The organism is Cellulomonas sp. 73-92 (assembly GCF_001898175.1).
GTDB lineage: Bacteria > Actinomycetota > Actinomycetes > Actinomycetales > Cellulomonadaceae > Cellulomonas.
In genome coordinates this window covers 15,699-33,964 of sequence record NZ_MKTH01000035.1, presented here as the reverse complement: position 1 = coordinate 33,964, position 18,266 = coordinate 15,699, and the positions used below count along the sequence as shown (strand labels likewise).

Sequence of the window (18,266 nt, the reverse complement as noted above, 5' to 3'; positions counted from 1 at the left end):
GAGGAGGTCACCCGTCCAGGGTAGCTTTCGCCCGCCGGCGGACCAGGACCAGGTCATCCCGATGGACCAGCTCCTTGTCGTAGCCCGGGCCGAGCTCAGCACGGAGCACCTTCGTCGACTTGCCGAGCAGCTCGGGCACCTCGTCGGACGCGTACGCGACGAGCCCGCGGGCCACCGTCACCCCGTCCGGCCCGACGATCTCCACCGGGTCGCCGGACTCGAACTCGCCCTCCACGGCCGTGACGCCCGCCGGCAGCAGCGACTTGCGCCGCTCGACGACCGCCCGCACGGCGCCCTCGTCGAGCAGCAGCCGTCCGCGCGGGCGCGCCGCGTGCGCCAGCCACAGCAGCCGGATCGACGCGCGCCGGCCCGTGGCGGCGAACCAGGTCCCGACGTCCTCGCCGGCCAGCGCCGCCGCGGCCTGCGCCGCCGACGTCAGCACCACCGGGATGCCGGTGCCCGTCGCGATCGCCACCGACTCCAGCTTCGTCACCATGCCGCCGGTGCCGACGGCCGAGCCGCGCGCCGTGACCTCGATCCCGTCGAGGTCGCCCGGCGCCTGCACCGAAGCGATGCGGGTGGAGCCGGGCCGTGAGGGCGGGCCGGTGTACAGGCCGTCGACGTCGGTGAGCAGCACCAGGGCGTCCGCCTGCACCAGGTGCGACACCAGGGCGGCGAGCCGGTCGTTGTCGCCGAACCGGATCTCCTCGGTGGCCACCGCGTCGTTCTCGTTGATCACCGGCACGACCCCGAGGTCCAGCAGCCGCGCCAGCGCGCGGAACGCGTTGCGGTAGTGGCCGCGCCGCACGGTGTCGTCGGCCGTCAGCAGCACCTGGGCCACGTGGAGCCCGTGCGCGTGGAACGCGCTCGTGTAGTGGGCGATGAGCCGGCCCTGCCCCACGGACGCGGCGGCCTGCTGCGTGGCCAGGTCGCGGGGGCGCGTGGCCAGGCCCAGCGGCGCCATCCCCGAGGCGATGGCGCCCGACGAGACCAGCACCACCTGCTGGCCGGCGGCCCGCCGGGCGGCGAGGACGTCGACGAGCGCGTGCAGCCGCTCGGGGTCGAGGTGGCCGTCCGGGTCCGTCAGCGAGGACGAGCCGACCTTGACGACGATCCGCTGCGCCGACGGCAGCTGGTCACGGCTGACGAGGGGCGCGACGCTCACGGCGCACATCCTCCCCCATCGGCCCAGGTCATTCGTCGGGCGTGGACCAGTGGCCGGCCTCGCGCTCGGTCCACAGCTCGGCGCGTGCCGCCGCCTTGGCGTCCATCCGCTCCTTGAACTCGGTGCGCTTCTCGCCACGCGTCGGCCGGTCGCCCTCCGACAGGCGCGGGTCCGTGCCGCGCGGCCCGCCGAGCAGCTCGGCGCCCGTCATGAGCGTCGGCTCCCAGTCGAACACGACGGCGTTCTCGTCGGGCCCGATGCGGACCTCGTCGCCGGCCACGGCCCCGGCGTCGAGGAGCTTGTCCTCCACGCCCAGGCGGGCGAGCCGGTCGGCGAGGTAGCCGACGGCCTCGTCGTTCGAGAAGTCGGTCTGGCGCACCCAGCGCTCCGGCTTGCCCCCGCGCACGACGAAGTAGACGCTGCCGCCCTCCTCGCGCCGCGTGACCGTGAACCCGGCGTCGTCGACGGCGCGCGGGCGGAGCACGATGCGCGTCGCCTCCGCCGTCGGCGCGGCCGCCCGCGCCTGCTCGACGAGCTCGGCCAGGGCGAACGTCAGCGGCCGGAGGCCCTCGTGGGTGGCCGCGGAGACCTCGAACACCGGCAGGCCGCGCTCGAGCAGCTGCGGGCGGACGAGCTCCGCCAGGTCGCGCCCGTCGGGCACGTCCACCTTGTTGAGCACGACGACGCGCTGGCGCTCCATGAGCGGCACGCGGCCGCCCTCGATGCCGAGGTCGCCGGCGTACGCGGCCAGCTCGGCCTCGATGACGTCCAGGTCGGTCAGCGGGTCGCGGCCCGGCTCGAGCGTCGCGCAGTCGAGCACGTGCACGACGACCGCGCACCGCTCGATGTGCCGCAGGAACTCCAGGCCGAGGCCCTTGCCGGTCGAGGCGCCGGGGATGAGGCCCGGCACGTCGGCCACGGTGTACCGCGACTGCGCGGCCTGCACCACGCCGAGGTTCGGCACGAGGGTGGTGAACGGGTAGTCGGCGATCTTCGGGCGCGCCGCCGACATCGCGGCGACGAGCGAGGACTTGCCGGCGCTCGGGAAGCCGACGAGCGCGACGTCGGCGATCGACTTCAGCTCGAGGACCACGTCGGCGGTCTCGCCGGGCTCGCCCAGCAGCGCGAAGCCGGGCGCCTTGCGCCGCGAGGACGCCAGCGCCTCGTTGCCCAGCCCGCCGCGCCCGCCGGCCGCCACGACGTAGCGGGTGCCGTAGCCGACCAGGTCGGCCAGCACGTCGCCGTCGGCGGTCTTGACGACGGTGCCGTCGGGCACGCCGACGACGAGGTCCGGCCCGGTCGCGCCGTCCTTGTGGTCACCCTGGCCCTGCGTACCGCGCTGCGCGCGGCGGTGCGGGGCATGCTGCAGGTCCAGCAGGGTCGTGACCTGCGGGTCGACCTCGAGGATCACCGACCCGCCGTTGCCCCCGTTGCCGCCGTCGGGGCCGGCGAGCGGCTTGAACTTCTCGCGGTGGATGGAGGCGCAGCCGTCCCCACCGTCACCACCCGCGGCGTGCAGCACCACGCGGTCGACGAAGGTCGCCATGGCTCCATCCCTCCTTCAGTGTGATCGTGACATGACGAAGGGGCGCGACCGGCGGTGCGGTGCGCCCCTTCGCGACGAGCTGGTGTGCTCAGGCCTGCTCGACGATGTCGACGACCTTGCGGCCCCGGCGGGTGCCGAACGCCACGTTGCCGGCGGCCAGCGCGAACAGGGTGTCGTCCCCGCCGCGGCCGACGTTGTTGCCGGGGTGGAAGTGCGTCCCGTGCTGGCGGACGATGATCTCGCCGGCCTTGACGAGCTGGCCACCGAACCGCTTGACGCCGAGGCGCTGCGCGTTCGAGTCGCGACCGTTGCGCGAGGAGCTCGCGCCCTTCTTGTGTGCCATGTCGAACTCTCCTAGATCCGTGTAGCCCCGGGAGGGCTCAGCCGATGGCGGTGACCTTGAGGCGGGTCAGGTCCTGACGGTGGCCCTGACGGCGCCGGTAGCCGGACTTGTTCTTGTAGCGGAGGATCGCGATCTTCGGCCCGCGCTCGTCGCGCACGACCTCGGCGCTGACCGTGACCTTCGCGAGGGCGGCGGAGTCGGTGGTGATCTTCTCGCCGTCGACGAGCATGAGCGCGGGGAGCGTGACGGAGTCGCCGGGCTGCGCCTGGAGGCGGTCGACCACGACGATGTCGCCCACGGCGACCTTCTCCTGACGGCCGCCCGCCTTGACGATCGCGTACACCACGTTGTTGCTCATCTCTGCTCGAAGTCCTGCGTACTCGCGGCGTTCGACGAACCCGCGCACAACTGCCTGCGTCGGCGAACTGGGTTCGGTCGGGCACGCCAGAATGGCGCGACGCGCCGACCGTCCAGGGTACGGACCCGGAGGTCCCCGGTCAAACCGCGCTACCCCCCTCGGGCTCCCCGTCGGGGTCGTCCTCGGGGGCGTCCTCGGGGATCTCGAAGAGCGCCGGGTCGACCGGTGCGAGCCCCAGTACGTCGGACCCGTCGGCCTCGTCAGCCGGGGCCTCGTCGGCCACGGCCCGGGCGACCGCGACCTCGTCCCCGTCGTCGCGCACGACCTCGGCGGGCACGGCCTCGTCGACCTCGAGAGCCTCCACGAGCTCGAGCGGCTCGTCGGCGGCGAGCGGCTCGTCGGCGGCGACCGACGCGGCGATCTCCGCCAGCGACGCCAGCACGGTCTCGTCGGGCCCGGCCGCCGACCGCTCGCCGACGGGCAGGTGCGCCGCCAGCTCGGCCAGCACGTCGAGCCGGGCGTGCTCCTCGAGCGCGGTCCCGGACGGCGCCTGCAGCGCCTCGTGCTCGCCCTCGTGCTCGCCCTCGTGGTCGTGCTCGTGGGCGTGGGCGGCGGCCGCCGCGATGGTCGCGAGGGTCGCCTTGACGGCCTCCCGCGCCTCCGGCAGCACCGGGACCACCGGCAGCGGCGCGGCGGCCGGCTCGGCGGCGCGCTTGCGGCGCGACCGCTTGCTCGCGGCCTCCGCCGGCGCCGCCTGGCCACCGGCCTCGGGCCGCCCGTTGGCGCGCTCGACGGGGTCGGTGTGGACGATGAAGCCGCGGCCGTGGCAGTGCTCGCACGTCTCGCTGAAGGCCTCGACGAGGCCCTGGCCGACGCGCTTGCGCGTCATCTGCACCAGGCCGAGCGACGTGACCTCGGCCACCTGGTGCTTGGTCCGGTCGCGCCCGAGGCACTCGACGAGCCGGCGCAGGACGAGGTCGCGGTTGGACTCCAGCACCATGTCGATGAAGTCGATGACGATGATCCCGCCGATGTCGCGCAGCCGGAGCTGTCGCACGATCTCCTCGGCGGCCTCCAGGTTGTTGCGGGTGACCGTCTCCTCGAGCGTGCCGCCGGCGCCGGTGAACTTGCCGGTGTTGACGTCGATGACCGTCATCGCCTCGGTGCGGTCGATGACCAGCGAGCCGCCCGACGGCAGCCACACCTTGCGGTCCATGCCCTTGGCGAGCTGCTCGTCGACCCGGTGCACGGTGAAGACGTCGAGGTTGCCGGTCCACTTGCTGACCCGGGCGGCCAGGTCCGGCGCCAGCTGCGAGACGTACGACGAGATCGTGTCCCACGCCTCGTCGCCCTGGACGAGGAGCTGGGAGAAGTCGTCGTTGAAGATGTCACGCACGACGCGGATCGCCATGTCCGGCTCGCCCTGCAGCAGCGCGGGCGCGCTGGCGCTCTTGGACTTCTTCTCGATCGCCTCCCACTGCGCGGTGAGGCGGGCGATGTCGGCCTGCAGCTCCTCCTCGCTCGCCCCCTCGGCGGCGGTGCGGACGATGACGCCGGCGGAGTCCGGGACGATGTCGCGCAGGATCTTCTTCAGCCGGTTGCGCTCGGTGTCCGGCAGCTTGCGGCTGATGCCGGTCATGCCGCCGCCCGGCACGTAGACGAGGTAGCGGCCCGCGAGCGTCACCTGGCTGGTCAGCCGCGCGCCCTTGTGGCCGATCGGGTCCTTCGTCACCTGGACCAGCACGGAGTCGCCGCTCTTCAGCGCCTGCTCGATGCGCCGCGGCTGGCCCTCGAGGCCGGCCGCGTCCCAGTTGACCTCGCCGGCGTAGAGCACGGCGTTGCGGCCCTTGCCGACGTCGACGAACGCCGCCTCCATGCTCGGCAGCACGTTCTGCACGCGGCCGAGGTAGACGTTGCCGACCATCGACGCGGCCGCCTGGTCGGAGACGTAGTGCTCGACGAGCACGCCGTCCTCGAGGACGGCGATCTGGGTGCGGCCGTCGCGCTCGCGGACCACCATGGCGCGGTCGACGGCCTCCCGCCGGGCCAGGAACTCGGCCTCGGTGATGATCTGGCGGCGACGGCCGGCGTCCCGTCCCTCGCGGCGGCGCTGGCGCTTGGCCTCCAGGCGCGTGCTGCCGCGCAGCGCGGTCACCTCGTCGCGGCGACGCGGCTCGGCCTCGGCCGCCCCCTCGGGCCGGGCGGCGCCCCGGCGCCGCCGCCGGCGGCGGCGCGAGGTGGCCGTCCCCTCGGCGGTGTCGGCCTCGTCGTCCTCGGCAGGCTCGCCCGCCTCCTCGTCCTCGTCCGCCACCTCGGCGTCGTCGGCGGACCCGTCGGCAGCGACGTCAGCCCGGCCCCGGCGGCCACGGCCACCGCGCCGGCGTCGGCGTCGCGGCGTCGTGCCCGCCTCGTCGGCCTCGGCGAGCTCGGCGCCCGCGTCCTGCTCGACACCCTCGTCCGCGGGCTCCCCCGGCTCGTCGGCCACGGGCTCGGCGAGCTCCTCGGCGGCGACCTCGTCACGGGCGCCGCTGCCGCGGCCACGCCGACGGCGGGACGAGCGCGAGCGCGACCGGCTCGCGGGCTGCTCCTCGACGGCTTCGACGGTCTCCTCGTCGGGCACCGGCGCCTCGGCCACCGGCTCGACGGCCGTCTCGGCCTCGTGACGGGCGGCCTGTGAGATCTCCTCGGGCGAGCCGGCGGTTGCCGTCGCCCGACGGCGGCGCGGCCGGACCTGCGTCAGGTCGGGCGCCTGGAAGAGCACGGCGGTCGTGGCCAGGCGCGGTGCCTGCGCAGGCTCCTGGACCGCCTCGACGACAGGTTCCGGCGCGGCCTCGGGCTCGGGCTCGACGATCTCCTCGACGACGACCTCCTCGGCCTCGTCCTCGGTGGCGGGCTCGGTGGCGGGCTCGGCCACCGGCTCGGCGGGGACCTCCTCGACCGGGGCCGCCGCCTTGCGGCTGCGGCTGGCGCGGCGGCGCGGCGGCGCGGCGGGTGCCTCCTCGGCGACCGCGGCGGGCGCCTCAGCGGCTGCTGGGGCCTCGGCCTCCGGCGTCCCGGCCTGCTCGGCCGGCACGTCGACGGGGGCGGCCGCACGGGTGGCGCGGCGGCGGCGCGGCTTGGCGACCGCTTCCCCGGTGGTGTCGTCGGTGATGTCGGGGGTGTTCTGTTCGGTCACGCTGGGTGCTCCTGGGTGCCCGACAGCCGCCGCGCCCACACTCTCGCGGCGCCACGCGGGCCGGTCGGTCGTCGCTCACGCCCTCGGCGCGGCGACGGAAGTCGTCGTTGTCGCCACGGTCCCCCGGGTCGGCGCCAGCGCCTGCGGTGCCCGCCCGGGTAGCTCCGATCGGGAGCTGACGTCGGACGGGGCGGCGGCTGGCGCGCACGACGCGCGGTGGGCTGCGGCCCGGTTCGGAAGCGGTGTGGAACGCCCCCTCGCCGCGGTCAGTATCGCACACGACGTGGTCCCCGCCCGGCGGGACGGGGTCGCGGCGCGGCGTCGACATGGTGAGTACCATCACGAAGTCATGGGACGTTCGTCCCGACAGACGTAGGACGAAGGTCCCGAATGCGACGAGACCGGGGTCCTAGCGTCTGGGGCTGAGGTGCAGGTCACGAGGGAGAACCGCCCCCGGACGTGCGCCGCCCACCGTCCGGACGAGTTCGGAGACCTCCGTGGCAGCAGATGCGCTGGACCTGGCCCGCTGGCAGTTCGGCATCACCACCGTGTACCACTTCATCTTCGTCCCGCTGACGATCGGGCTGTCGACGCTCGTCGCGATCATGCAGACGCTGTGGGTGCGCCGTGGTGACCAGCGCTGGCTGAGGCTCACCAAGTTCTTCGGCAAGCTCCTGCTCATCAACTTCGCCATCGGCATCGCCACCGGCATCGTGCAGGAGTTCCAGTTCGGCATGAACTGGAGCGAGTACTCGCGGTTCGTCGGCGACATCTTCGGCGCGCCCCTGGCGATGGAGGCCCTCATCGCCTTCTTCGTCGAGTCCACGTTCCTCGGCCTGTGGATCTTCGGCTGGGACAAGCTGCCGAAGCGGGTGCACCTCGCGACCATCTGGCTCGTCGCGGCCGCGTCGACCGTGTCCGCCTACTTCATCCTCACGGCGAACTCGTGGATGCAGCACCCCGTCGGCGCGACGTTCAACCCCCAGACCGGTCGCGCGGAGATGACCGACCTCGCCAAGGTGCTGACCAACCCGACGGTGCTGGCGGCGTTCCCGCACACCATCGGCGCGGCGTTCCTCACGGCCGGCACGTTCGTCGCCGCGGTGTGCGCGTGGTGGATGGTCAAGCTGGTGCGCGCCGGCGACGCCACGAAGGCGCGCGAGGTCTACCGGCCCGGCCTGCAGCTCGGGCTCGTCGTCATGGTGGCCGCGGCCGCCGTCGTCGGCGTCACGGGCGACGTGCAGGGCAAGCTGATGTTCCAGCAGCAGCCGATGAAGATGGCCGCCGCCGAGGGGCTCATGGACTCCGGCAGCGGGGTGTCGATGACGCTCTTCGCCATCGGCGACCTCTCGAACAACCCCGACAGCGTCCGCCGGTTCGTCGAGATCCCCGGCGTCACCTCGTTCCTCGCGACGAACGACTGGAACGCGCACCTCTACGGCGTGCGCGACCTGCAGCAGCAGTACGAGCAGAAGTACGGCGCGGGGATCGACTACGTCCCGAACCTCGCCGTGACGTTCTGGTCGTTCCGCCTCATGATCGGCTTCGCACTGTTCGCCGGGCTGCTCGCGCTGCTGGCCCTCTGGCTGACCCGTCGCGGCAGGATCTCGGGCAGCCCCTGGCTGTCCCGGGCGGCGCTCTGGGCGCTCCCGACGATCTTCCTGGCGTCCACCGCCGGCTGGGTGTTCACCGAGATGGGCCGCCAGCCGTGGGTCGTCGCGCCCAACCCCAACCCCGAGGGCGTCGACATGGTCTGGCAGCTGACCGCCCGCGGCGTCTCGCAGCAGGTGGGGCCGGTGTCGGTGGTCATCTCGCTCGTCGTGTTCACGCTCCTGTACGGCGTCCTCGCCGTCGCCTGGTACCGCCTGATGCACCGCTACACGATCGGCGGCGTCGAGGACGACCCCGTCGACCCGAGCCCCGACAACCCCGCCAACCGGACGGACGAGGCCGACAAGCCCCTGTCCTTCGCGTACTGAGCCGGAGCGCCCACCATGAGCCACGAGACCCTGCAGATCATCTGGTTCCTCCTCATCGCCGTGCTGTGGACCGGCTACCTGGTCCTCGAGGGGTTCGACTTCGGCGTGGGGATGCTGCTGCCGTTCGTCGCGCGCGACGAGAAGGAACGGCGCGTCGCGATCAACTCGATCGGCCCGCTGTGGGACGGCAACGAGGTGTGGCTGCTCACCGCGGGTGGCGCGACGTTCGCCGCCTTCCCCGAGTGGTACGCCACCCTGTTCTCGGGCGCCTACCTCGCGCTGCTGCTGATCCTCGTCGCCCTCATCGCCCGCATCGTGTCGTTCGAGTGGCGGGGCAAGATCACGACGCCGCGCTGGCAGCGGGCCTACTACTGGGGCCTCGTCGGAGGGTCGTGGGTACCGGCGGTGCTGTGGGGGGTCGCGTTCGGCAACCTCGTCGCCGGCCTGAAGATCGAGCCGGTGACGACCACCGTGAGCAACCTCGACGGCGCCACCACCCGGACGACACTGCAGTACACCGGGAGCTTCTTCGACCTGCTGACCAACGGCCACGGGTTCGCCCTGCTGACCGGCGTGCTCACCGCGGCCGTCTTCCTCGCGCACGGCGCGATCTTCCTGTCGCTCAAGACGAGCGGGGAGCTGCACCAGCGCGCGACGGCCGCGGCCTCCCGGCTGAGCGTCGTCGCCCTGGTCGTCGGCGCCGTCTGGGCGATCTGGCTGCAGCTGGCGTACTCCGGCAAGGCCTGGACGTGGGCGGCCCTCGCGGTGGCGGCGGTGGCGCTGGGTGCGTCGACGGTGTTCACCCGGGTGCGCTCGGAGGGCCGCGCCTTCGTTGCGTCGGCCGTCGCGATCGTCGCCGCCGTGGTGCTGATCTTCGGGTCGCTGTACCCGAACGTCATGCCGTCGAACGTCGACCCGGCGTACTCGCTGACCATCCACAACGCCTCGTCGAGCGCCTACACGCTGACGATGATGAGCTGGGTGGCGGTGATCTTCACGCCGATCGTCCTCGCCTACCAGGCGTGGTCGTACTGGGTGTTCCGCAAGCGCATCGGTGTCCAGCACATCCCGGAGCAGGCTCCTGTGACGTTCGCGCTCGAGAACGCCAACCCGGCGCGGTGACCCCGACCCGGCCGGCGGCGGTGTGAAGCCGCTCGACCCCCGCCTGCTGCGGTACGCGCGATCGGCCCGCGGCTACCTCGCGCTCACCGTCGGCCTGGGCATCGTCACCGCCGCGCTGGTCGTCGCGCAGGCCCTGCTGCTCGCGCACGCGCTGGCGCGCGCCGCGCACGACGGGGCGACCCTGGCGTCCCTGCGGCCGGCGATCGGCTGGCTGGCGGCGGTCGTCGTCGCGCGCGCCTCGGTCGTCGCCGTGCAGGAGCGGTTCGCGCACCGCGCCGCCACCCGGGCGGTCGGCGAGCTGCGCGCTGGGGTCGTCGAGCACGCCGTCGCTCTCGGCCCGCGCTGGCTGGCCACCGGGCGCGGCCCCGAGGTGGTGACGCTGGCGACCCGCGGGCTGGACGCGCTGGAGCCGTACTTCGTCCGCTACCTGCCGCAGCTGGTGCTGTCGGCCACCGTGACGCCGGCGACGATCCTCGTCGTCCTCGGGCTGGACTGGGTCTCGGCCGCGATCGTCGTCGGGACCCTCCCGCTGATCCCGATCTTCATGGTCCTCATCGGGCGGATGACCGAGGGCCGGTCGGAGCGGGGGCTGCACGCGATGTCGCGGCTCGGCTCCCAGGTGCTCGACCTCCTCGCCGGCCTGCCGACGCTGCGCGCCTTCGGCCGCCAGGCGGGGCCGGCGGTGCGGGTGCGGGCGCTCGGCGACGCCCACCGGCGGGCGACGATGGGCACGCTGCGGGTCGCGTTCCTGTCCGGGATGGTGCTCGAGCTGCTGACGACGCTCTCCGTGGCGCTCGTCGCCGTCTCGATCGGGCTCCGGCTCGTCGGCGGCGGGCTCACGCTGGAGACCGGCCTGGCCGTGCTCGTGCTGGCGCCCGAGGTGTACTGGCCGCTGCGGCAGGTGGGGGCGCAGTTCCACGCGTCGACGGACGGCGTCGCGGCCGCCGAGGCGGCGTTCGCGGTCCTCGAGGCCCCCGTGCCCGCCGTCGGCACCGTCCCCTGCCCGGACCTGCGCCGCGCGACCCTGGCGCTCACCGGCGTCACCGTCCGCTCGTCCGGCGGCCGGACGCCGTCGGCGCTGGACCTCACGGTGGCACCGGGGACGGTGACGGCGCTCGTCGGGCCCAGCGGGGCCGGCAAGACGACGACGGTCGAGGTGCTCCTCGGCCTGCTGCGGCCCGACGAGGGGACGGCCTCGCTCGTCGTGCCGGGCGCGGCGCCGGTGGCCCTGGCGGACCTGGACCCCGCGACGTACTGGCCGCAGGTGGCGTGGCTGCCGCAGCGGCCGGTGCTGGAGCCGGGGTCGCTGCGGGCGCTCGTCGGGCCCGGGGCCTCCGACGAGGCGCTGGCCTCCGCCGCCGCACTGACGGGCCTCGACGCGGTGGTCGCCGGCCTGCCCGCCGGCTGGGACACCGTGCTCGGCGCCGGGGGCGCCGGGCTGTCGGTCGGGCAGCGCCAGCGCGTGGCGCTGACCCGCGCGCTGCTCTCCCCCGCGCCGTTCGTCGTGCTCGACGAGCCGACGGCGCACCTCGATGCGGCGGGCGAGCGGGTGGTGCTGGCGACCGTGGCGGCGATGCGGGCGGCCGACCGCACGGTGCTGCTCGTGGCGCACCGCCCGTCGCTCGTGGCCACGGCCGACTCCGTGGTGACGGTCACGCCCGTCGAGGCGGCAGCCCGATGACCCGCGAGCGCGGCACGCTCCGCCGGGCCGTGCGGCTGCTCGGCCTCGACACGCGGCGCGTGCTGCTGGCGGTCCTCACCGGCACGCTGGCCCTCGGCTGCGCCGTGGCGCTCGCCGCCGTCTCCGCGTGGCTCATCGCGCGGGCGTCGCAGATGCCGCCGGTGCTGCAGCTGTCGATCGCCACCGTCGCCGTCCGGACGTTCGGCATCGGGCGCGGCGTGCTGCGGTACGTCGACCGGCTGGTGTCGCACGACGTCGCGCTGCGCGGCATGACGAACCTGCGGACCACCCTGTACACGCGGCTGGCCGCCGGGCGCAGCGAGGCCACCCTGCGAGTGCGGCGCGGCGACCTCCTGGCGCGCGTCGGTGCCGACGTGGACGCGGTCGGCGACGTCGTCGTGCGCGGGCTGCTGCCCGCCGGGGTGGCGCTGCTGCTGGGGATCGGGACGGTCACCGCGATGGCCTTCTTCTGGCCCCCCGCGGCCGTCGCGCTGGCGGCGTGCCTCGTGCTCGCCGGCGTGGTGGCGCCGCTGCTGGCCGCGCGCGGCGCCCGGGCGTCCGAGCGGCGGGCCGTGACGGCGCGGGCCGACGCGTCCGCGGCCGCGCTCGCCGCCCTCGACGACGCCGGACCGCTGCTGGTGGCCGGCGGCGTGGGGCGGCGCGTCGCCGAGCTGCGAGACGCCGACCGACGGCTGGCCCGCGCGGTCGACGCCGGTGCGGCGAGCAGCGCGGTCGCGGCCGGGCTCGGGATCCTCGCGACGGGCCTGGCGGCCACGGCCGCCCTCGTCACGGGCATCCCGGCCGTCGTGTCGGGCGCGCTGGCGCCGGTCGAGCTCGCGGTGATCGTGCTGACGCCGCTGGCGGCGTTCGAGGCCACCGGGATGCTGCCCGCCGCGGCGGTGTCGGTGCAGCGCTCGCGCGCCGCCGCGGCGCGGATCCTCGCGCTCCTCGACTCCGCGGCACCCGACGCCGAGCCGAGGGGCACCGCCGAGCCGCCGGCAGCCACCTCCCGACCGCCAGTTCAGTTTCCTGAACTTTCGGTGGCGATTCACGACCCGAACGTCAGGAAAGTGAATGTCGGGGAGGGGGCGGGGATCGTCGCGCGGGGGCTGGACTGCGGGTGGCCCGGGCTGCCACCGGTGCTGCGGGGCGTCGACCTCGACGTCGCGCCCGGCCGGTCGGTGGCGATCGTGGGCCCGTCGGGCGCCGGCAAGACGACGCTGCTGCTCACGCTCGCGGGGCTCCTCCCCCGGGCCGGCGGCACCCTGCTCGTCGACGGCGACGAGCCCACCGTGCTGGACCCCGCCGAGCGGGCCGCCCGCGTGGTCGTGACCGCCGAGGACGCGCACGTGTTCGGGACCACCGTGCTGGAGAACCTGCGGGTGGCGCGCGGCGACGTCACGCCGGACGAGGCGACCGCCGCCCTGACGGCCGCTGGCCTGCAGGACTGGCTGGCCGCCCTCCCGGACGGGCTCGACACGATGCTCGGCCCGGACGCCCGCACCGTGTCCGGCGGCGAGCGCCGCCGCCTCCTCCTCGCCCGGGCGCTGCTCGCCCCGGCACCGCTGCTGCTCGTCGACGAGCCGGCGGAGCACCTCGACCCGGCGACCGCGGACGCCCTGGTGACCAGCCTGCTGGCGGGGCCCCGGACGCCGGCGGGCGGTCCGCGCGGCGTCGTCGTCGTCACCCACCGGCTCACACCGCTCGCGGCCGCCGACGAGGTGCTGTGGGTGGAATCCGGCCGCATCGCCGCCCGTGGCACGCACGCGGAGCTCTCCGCCGGTCTGCTCGACTACGGTGAAGCCGTGCGTCGGGAGCGGGTCACGGCAGATCACCGGGAACGGGCATGACCGACGTCCCGGGTCGGGGCGGTGGGGTCGGCGCGCCGTTCCAGCACGGCGTGCTCATGGAGGCCGTCCCCGCGCCGCCCTCGCTGACCGGCGACGGGCTCCAGGACCTCATGGCCGCGATCCTCGCGGTCGCCGGCGAGCTCGAGCTGCCCGCGGTGCTCGAGCGGTTCGTGCAGGTCAGCGCGGAGCTGACGGGTGCGCGGTTCGGCGCCATCAACGTGCTCGACCAGCAGGGCGCCTCGGTGACGTTCGTCTACACGGGCGTGCCGACGGCGATCGCCCGGATGATGGCGCACCCGCCGCACGCCCAGGGCGTGCTCGGCCAGATCCCCGAGACCGGTGCGCTGCGGCTCGACGACCTGACGGCGCACCCCGCCTTCAAGGGCTGGCCGGCCCACCACCCGTCGATGGGCTCCTTCCTCGGCGCCTCGGTCCGGGTGCGCGACCAGGTGTTCGGCCAGCTGTACCTCTCCGAGAAGCTCGACGGGACGCCGTTCAGCGAGGACGACGAGCGGACCATCGTCGCCCTGGCGGCCGCGGCCGGCGTCGCCGTCGCCAACGCGCAGCTGTACGCCCAGTCCGCCCGCCGCGAGCACTGGCTGCAGGCCGGGCAGGCGATCACGACGATGCTCCTGGAGGGCATCGACGAGGAAGAGGCGCTCGAGCACATCGCCCACACGGCCAAGGAGGTCGCCGCCGCCGACACCGCCGCGCTCGCGCTGCCCGGGCTGGGCGGCGAGCTGCTCGTCGAGCTCGCGGACGGCCACGACGCCGACAAGCTGCTGGGCCAGGTGATGCCCGAGGGCGGGCGGGCCTGGACCGTCCAGTACGAGGGCAAGGGCCTCATGACGCCCTCGCTGGCGAGCTCGCGCACGGAGAAGCTCGAGGTGATGCGCGGGTTCGGGCCGGCGATGTTCGCGCCGCTGCAGACGAGCGGGCGCGGGGTCGGCGTCCTCATCCTGCTGCGCCGGGTGGGCGAGCCGCCGTTCGACGAGGGCGACCTGGCGACCGCCGAGTCGTTCGCCGGGCAGGCCGCGCTCGCCTACGTCCTCGCCGAGGCCCGCCACGCGCAGGACGTCGCGGCCCTGCTCGACGAGCGGGAGCGGATCGCCCGCGACCTGCACGACCTGGCGATCCAGCAGCTGTTCGCCACCGGCATGCAGCTGGAGACGGTGCGCCGCCGGTCGGCCCGCGGCGTGGATCCCCACGAGCTCACCGCCATCGTCGAGGAGGCCCTCGACAACGTCGACGAGTCGGTGCGCCAGATCCGCCACATCGTCTACGAGCTGCGCGACCCCGACGCGGCGACCGGCCTCGTCGAGCGGCTGCGCCGCGAGGCCTCGCTCGCCCGCACCGGCCTGGGGTTCGCGCCCTCGCTCGTCATCCTGCTGGACGGCAACAGCCTCGACACCGACGACGTCGACACCGAGTACCTCATCGACGAGCGGCTGGACGCCCAGCTGACCGACGACGTGGTGGCGGTCGTCCGCGAGGGCCTCGCCAACGCGGCACGGCACGCGCAGGCGTCGTCGGTCCGCGTGCGGGTCTCGGTCACCGGGAAGGGCCCGCAGGGCACCGTGACTGTCGAGGTGCAGGACGACGGGGTCGGCCTGCCGGCGGTCCGCGAGCGCTCGTCGGGCACCGGGAACCTCGCGACGAGGGCGCGGCAGCACCGCGGGACGTTCACGCTCGGCGTGCCGCCGGAGGGCCGCGGCACCATGCTCACCTGGCAGTCGCCGCTCGCCTGAGCGCTACCGCGCCACGGCCGACGAGGTGGGCGCGGCCACGGGCCTGCGGCCGGTCTGCAGCCGGCGCAGCACGCCGACCGCGATCACACCCTGCCCAGCGCAGTACAGCGCCATGATCGACAGCTCCCGCCACGGGTCGGGGAACGTCGTCGTGACGCCCGGCCAGAACAGGCTGAACGCCAGCAGGCTGTCCGACGCGAGGAAGGCCAGCGCGCCCCACCCCGTCGCCGCGTTCACCCCCCACGCGGTCGCGGCCGTGGCCGCGAGCAGCACGCCGTAGACCACGACGGCGGGCGCCAGCGACCCGAGGTGCGGCCAGAGGACCGGGACCAGGACCGCCAGCCAGACGACGTAGAGCAGCGCCGGCCAGGGTGGACGTCGCGTCCGGGCGGGTTCGACGAAGAGGGCGACGTACGCGAGGTGCGCCGCCGCGAAGGCGGCGAGCCCGGCGACGAACGAGACGCCGAGCAGCACGTCACCGGCCCACGACGCCACGATGCCGGCGCCGAGCAGCACGGCGGCCCGGGACGGGACGAGCCGTCCGCGCCGCGCGACGAGCAGCACCGCCATCAGGAGCGCCGGCATGAGGAGCCACTTCGTCACCAGCCGCCCGGGCAGCACAGTGCCGAGGAGGACCAGGTGGACCGCCACGACCAGGCCGTAGCCGACGAAGGGAAGCATCGCGCGCCGTTGCACGCGCCGACCCTACGGGTGGTGCCGCAGAAACGCCCGTCCGGTCGTCAGCGACCGGGCTCGGCGCGCCAGCCGGAGTGCTTGCGAGCGGCGACCCACGCCGCCACCTGCGTGCGCCGCTGCAGGCCCATCTTGGCCAGCAGGGACGTGATGTGGTTCTTGATCGTCTTCTCGGCGACGCCCAGGCGGTCGGCGATCTGCCGGTTCGACAGGCCCTCGCCGATGAGGTCGAGCACGCGCAGCTCGCTCGGCGTGAGGTTCTCGGTGGGGTCCTCGTGGCCGGCGCGGCGGCGGGTGACGGTGCGCTCGTCGAGCAGCGTGCGCCCGGCGGCCACGGCCCGGATGACGTCGGTGATCTCGGCGCCCCGCACCGACTTCAGCAGGTAGGCGGCGGCGCCGGCGTCGAGCGCGGCGGCCACAGCGTCGTCGTCGTCGAAGCTCGTCAGCACGATGGCCTTCGCGCTCGGCAGCGTCTCGCGCACGGACCGCATGAGGTCGATGCCCGTGCCGTCGGGGAGCTGCAGGTCCACCAGCAGCACCTGGGGCCGCACGAGCGTCGCCCGGCGCACGCCGTCGGCGACGGAGCCGGCCTCGGCGACAACCGTCATGCCGTCCGTGCGTTCCACCACCTCGGCGATGCCGCGGCGCACGACCTCGTGGTCGTCGACGATCATCACGGAGATGGGCTTGAGGCGATCAGCGCCCGCAGGTGCGGAGGTCACCGTGGCATCGTAGCCATTCGTGACCAGCATCCTTCTGCCTGACACGATCGACGACGAGCCCGCCCTGCCGGCCGGGGTGCGCGCGCTGCGCTACCACCCCGGCGCGCCGCTGCCCACGGGGGCCGACGAGGCCGAGGCGCTGGTCGTGTGGACGCTCGACCCGGGCACGCTCACCGAGCTCGCCGCCCTGCCGAGGCTGCGCTGGGTCCAGACGCTGGCCGCCGGCCCTGACGCCGTCCTCGCCGCGGGTTTCGCGCCGTCCGTCGCGGTGACGTCCGGCCGTGGCTTGCACGACGGCCCCGTCGCCGAGCACGTCCTGGCGCTGACGTTGTCCCTGGTCCGGCGCGTGCCGGCGATGCTGCGGGCGCAGCACGAGCACCGCTGGGCGGGCGAGCTCGGCGGCGCCCAGCCGCTGCACCCCGCCGGCCCGGTGACGACCCTGCTCGACGCCCGCGTGACGATCTGGGGCTTCGGGTCGATCGCCACCCGGCTCGCCGGGCTGTACTCGGCGCTCGGCGCGCACGTCACCGGCGTGGCGACCCACGCCGGCCCGCGCGGCGGGTACCCGGTGGTCGCCGCCGACGAGCTTCCCGCGCTGCTCCCCCGCACCGACGTGCTCGTCGGCCTGCTGCCGGCCACGCCGGCGACCCGCCACGCCATCGGCGCGGAGGTCTTCGGCCTCCTGCCGGCGGGCGCCTTCGTCGTCAACGCCGGCCGCGGCGCGACGCTCGACGAGGCGGCGCTCCTCGCGGCGCTGCACGCCGGCCACCTGGGCGGCGCCGCGCTGGACGTCTTCGAGACCGAGCCCCTCCCGGCGACGTCCCCGCTCTGGGACGAGCCGGACGTCCTGGTCAGCCCGCACGGGGCCGGCGGCCGGCCCATCGGCTCGGCCGACCTCATCGCGGAGAACGTCCGGCGCTTCGTCGCGGGCGAGCCGCTGCGCAACCTCGTCGTGCGCTGACCGGCGGGCCTCAGCCGGCCGTGCGCCCAGACCTGCGCGGTCGCGGCTGGCAGTGCGGGCAGGAGTACGACGAGCGGTTGGCGAACGCCTCGCGCCGGATCGGCGTGCCGCACCGGGGGCACGGCAGGTCCTCGCGCCCGTAGGCCGCCAGCTCGCGCTCGAACCAGCCGGAGCGGCCGTCGATGTCGACGTAGAGCGCGTCGAAGCTCGTGCCGCCCGCCGCCAGCGCATCGGCCAGCACGGCGGCGGCGCCGTCGAGCACGCGGGCGGCCTCGACCGGCCGCAGGGCGTCGGCGGGCCGCGCCCCGTGCAGGCGGGCGCGCCACAGGGCCTCGTCCGCGTAGATGTTCCCGATACCGGAGACGAGGGTCTGGTCGAGGAGCGCGCGCTTGACCTCCGTCCGCCGCCGCCGGAGGGCGGCCGCCAGGGCCCGCCGGTCGACGACCGGGTCGAGCAGGTCGCGCGCGATGTGGGCCACCGGGGCGGGCAGCGCCGGCACGTCCGACCCGAGCCCTCCCGGGCCACCGTCGGCGGTCGGCACCAGGTCGGGCACCGCGAGGTACCCGAACGTCCGTTGGTCCACGAAGTCGAGCGCGGTGCCGTCGTCGAGCTCGAGGCGCACCCGCAGGTGGGGCGCCGTGGGCTCGTCGTGCCCCTCCGGCCGCACCAGCAGCTGGCCGCTCATGCCCAGGTGGAACAGCACCGCCTCGCCGGGCTCGTCGAGCAGCAGCCAGCAGAACTTGCCGCGGCGCACGGCCGCGGTGAAGGTGCGCCCCCGCAGGCGGCCGACGAGGTCGGCCTCGCCGCCGTCGTGGCGGCGCGTGACGCGCGTGCCCCGCACCGCGATGCCGTCGACCCGGCGGCCCAGCACGTGGCGGGCCAGGCCCGCCCTGACCGTCTCGACCTCGGGGAGCTCCGGCACG

The 18,266-nt window shown here is 74.9% G+C and carries 14 protein-coding genes; 6 read left to right on the top strand and 8 right to left on the bottom strand.

Going from position 1 to position 18,266, the window contains the following annotated elements:
• Window positions 1–7: 7 nt before the first annotated feature.
• The 5 genes from proB to BGO37_RS17665 all read right to left on the bottom strand — a co-directional run bounded on the left by proB (window position 8) and on the right by BGO37_RS17665 (window position 6,587).
• Complete coding sequence (gene proB, locus BGO37_RS17685; protein ID WP_291757148.1) at window positions 8–1,174, bottom strand: glutamate 5-kinase; 1,167 nt, start codon at window positions 1,172–1,174, stop codon at window positions 8–10.
• Window positions 1,175–1,193: 19 nt separating this feature from the next.
• On the bottom strand, window positions 1,194–2,711 hold the full coding sequence (gene obgE, locus BGO37_RS17680; protein WP_291757146.1) for a GTPase ObgE: 1,518 nt from the start codon (window positions 2,709–2,711) through the stop codon (window positions 1,194–1,196).
• 88 nt (window positions 2,712–2,799) lie between these two features.
• Window positions 2,800–3,054 (bottom strand): 50S ribosomal protein L27, encoded by a 255-nt coding sequence (rpmA, locus tag BGO37_RS17675; protein WP_291757144.1) that lies wholly within the window; start codon window positions 3,052–3,054, stop codon window positions 2,800–2,802.
• 37 nt (window positions 3,055–3,091) lie between these two features.
• Window positions 3,092–3,412, bottom strand: a complete 321-nt coding sequence (rplU, locus tag BGO37_RS17670) for a 50S ribosomal protein L21 (protein WP_291757142.1) — start codon at window positions 3,410–3,412, stop codon at window positions 3,092–3,094.
• 139 nt (window positions 3,413–3,551) lie between these two features.
• Window positions 3,552–6,587 (bottom strand): ribonuclease E/G, encoded by a 3,036-nt coding sequence (locus tag BGO37_RS17665; RefSeq protein WP_291757141.1) that lies wholly within the window; start codon window positions 6,585–6,587, stop codon window positions 3,552–3,554.
• A 497-nt stretch (window positions 6,588–7,084) separates the two neighbouring features.
• Between BGO37_RS17665 and BGO37_RS17660 the strand changes: the two genes are divergently transcribed.
• From BGO37_RS17660 to BGO37_RS17640, 5 genes are read left to right on the top strand one after another with little or no spacing between them, the layout of a single operon-like run.
• On the top strand, window positions 7,085–8,566 hold the full coding sequence (locus tag BGO37_RS17660; RefSeq protein WP_291757140.1) for a cytochrome ubiquinol oxidase subunit I: 1,482 nt from the start codon (window positions 7,085–7,087) through the stop codon (window positions 8,564–8,566).
• Between the two features lie 15 nt (window positions 8,567–8,581).
• Window positions 8,582–9,688, top strand: a complete 1,107-nt coding sequence (gene cydB / locus BGO37_RS17655) for a cytochrome d ubiquinol oxidase subunit II (protein WP_291757139.1) — start codon at window positions 8,582–8,584, stop codon at window positions 9,686–9,688.
• A gap of 22 nt (window positions 9,689–9,710) precedes the next feature.
• Complete coding sequence (gene cydD / locus BGO37_RS17650; RefSeq protein WP_291757137.1) at window positions 9,711–11,369, top strand: thiol reductant ABC exporter subunit CydD; 1,659 nt, start codon at window positions 9,711–9,713, stop codon at window positions 11,367–11,369.
• Window positions 11,366–13,219 carry a thiol reductant ABC exporter subunit CydC gene (cydC, locus tag BGO37_RS17645; RefSeq protein WP_291757136.1) on the top strand — a complete coding sequence of 618 codons (1,854 nt, stop codon included), beginning with the start codon at window positions 11,366–11,368 and terminating at the stop codon, window positions 13,217–13,219. Before cydD ends, cydC begins: the two co-directional genes overlap by 4 nt.
• A complete protein-coding gene (locus BGO37_RS17640) occupies window positions 13,216–14,967 on the top strand; it encodes a GAF domain-containing protein (protein WP_291757133.1) in 1,752 nt (583 codons plus the stop codon). The genes cydC and BGO37_RS17640 overlap by 4 nt, the downstream gene beginning before the upstream one ends.
• A 3-nt stretch (window positions 14,968–14,970) precedes the next feature.
• Here the strand turns inward: BGO37_RS17640 and BGO37_RS17635 are convergent, their stop codons facing one another.
• The gene (locus BGO37_RS17635; RefSeq protein WP_291757131.1) at window positions 14,971–15,663 is read right to left on the bottom strand and encodes a lysoplasmalogenase family protein; all 693 of its coding nucleotides are present in this window, start codon (window positions 15,661–15,663) and stop codon (window positions 14,971–14,973) included.
• A 44-nt stretch (window positions 15,664–15,707) separates the two neighbouring features.
• On the bottom strand, window positions 15,708–16,334 hold the full coding sequence (locus BGO37_RS17630; protein WP_291757172.1) for a response regulator transcription factor: 627 nt from the start codon (window positions 16,332–16,334) through the stop codon (window positions 15,708–15,710).
• Between the two features lie 67 nt (window positions 16,335–16,401).
• Here BGO37_RS17630 and BGO37_RS17625 point away from each other — a divergent pair, with 67 nt between their 5' ends.
• Complete coding sequence (locus BGO37_RS17625; RefSeq protein ID WP_291757129.1) at window positions 16,402–17,343, top strand: NAD(P)-dependent oxidoreductase; 942 nt, start codon at window positions 16,402–16,404, stop codon at window positions 17,341–17,343.
• Between the two features lie 10 nt (window positions 17,344–17,353).
• Here the strand turns inward: BGO37_RS17625 and mutM are convergent, their stop codons facing one another.
• Window positions 17,354–18,265, bottom strand: coding sequence for a bifunctional DNA-formamidopyrimidine glycosylase/DNA-(apurinic or apyrimidinic site) lyase (gene mutM, locus BGO37_RS17620; protein WP_291757127.1), 912 nt, complete (start codon window positions 18,263–18,265; stop codon window positions 17,354–17,356).
• Window position 18,266 lies beyond the last annotated feature (1 nt).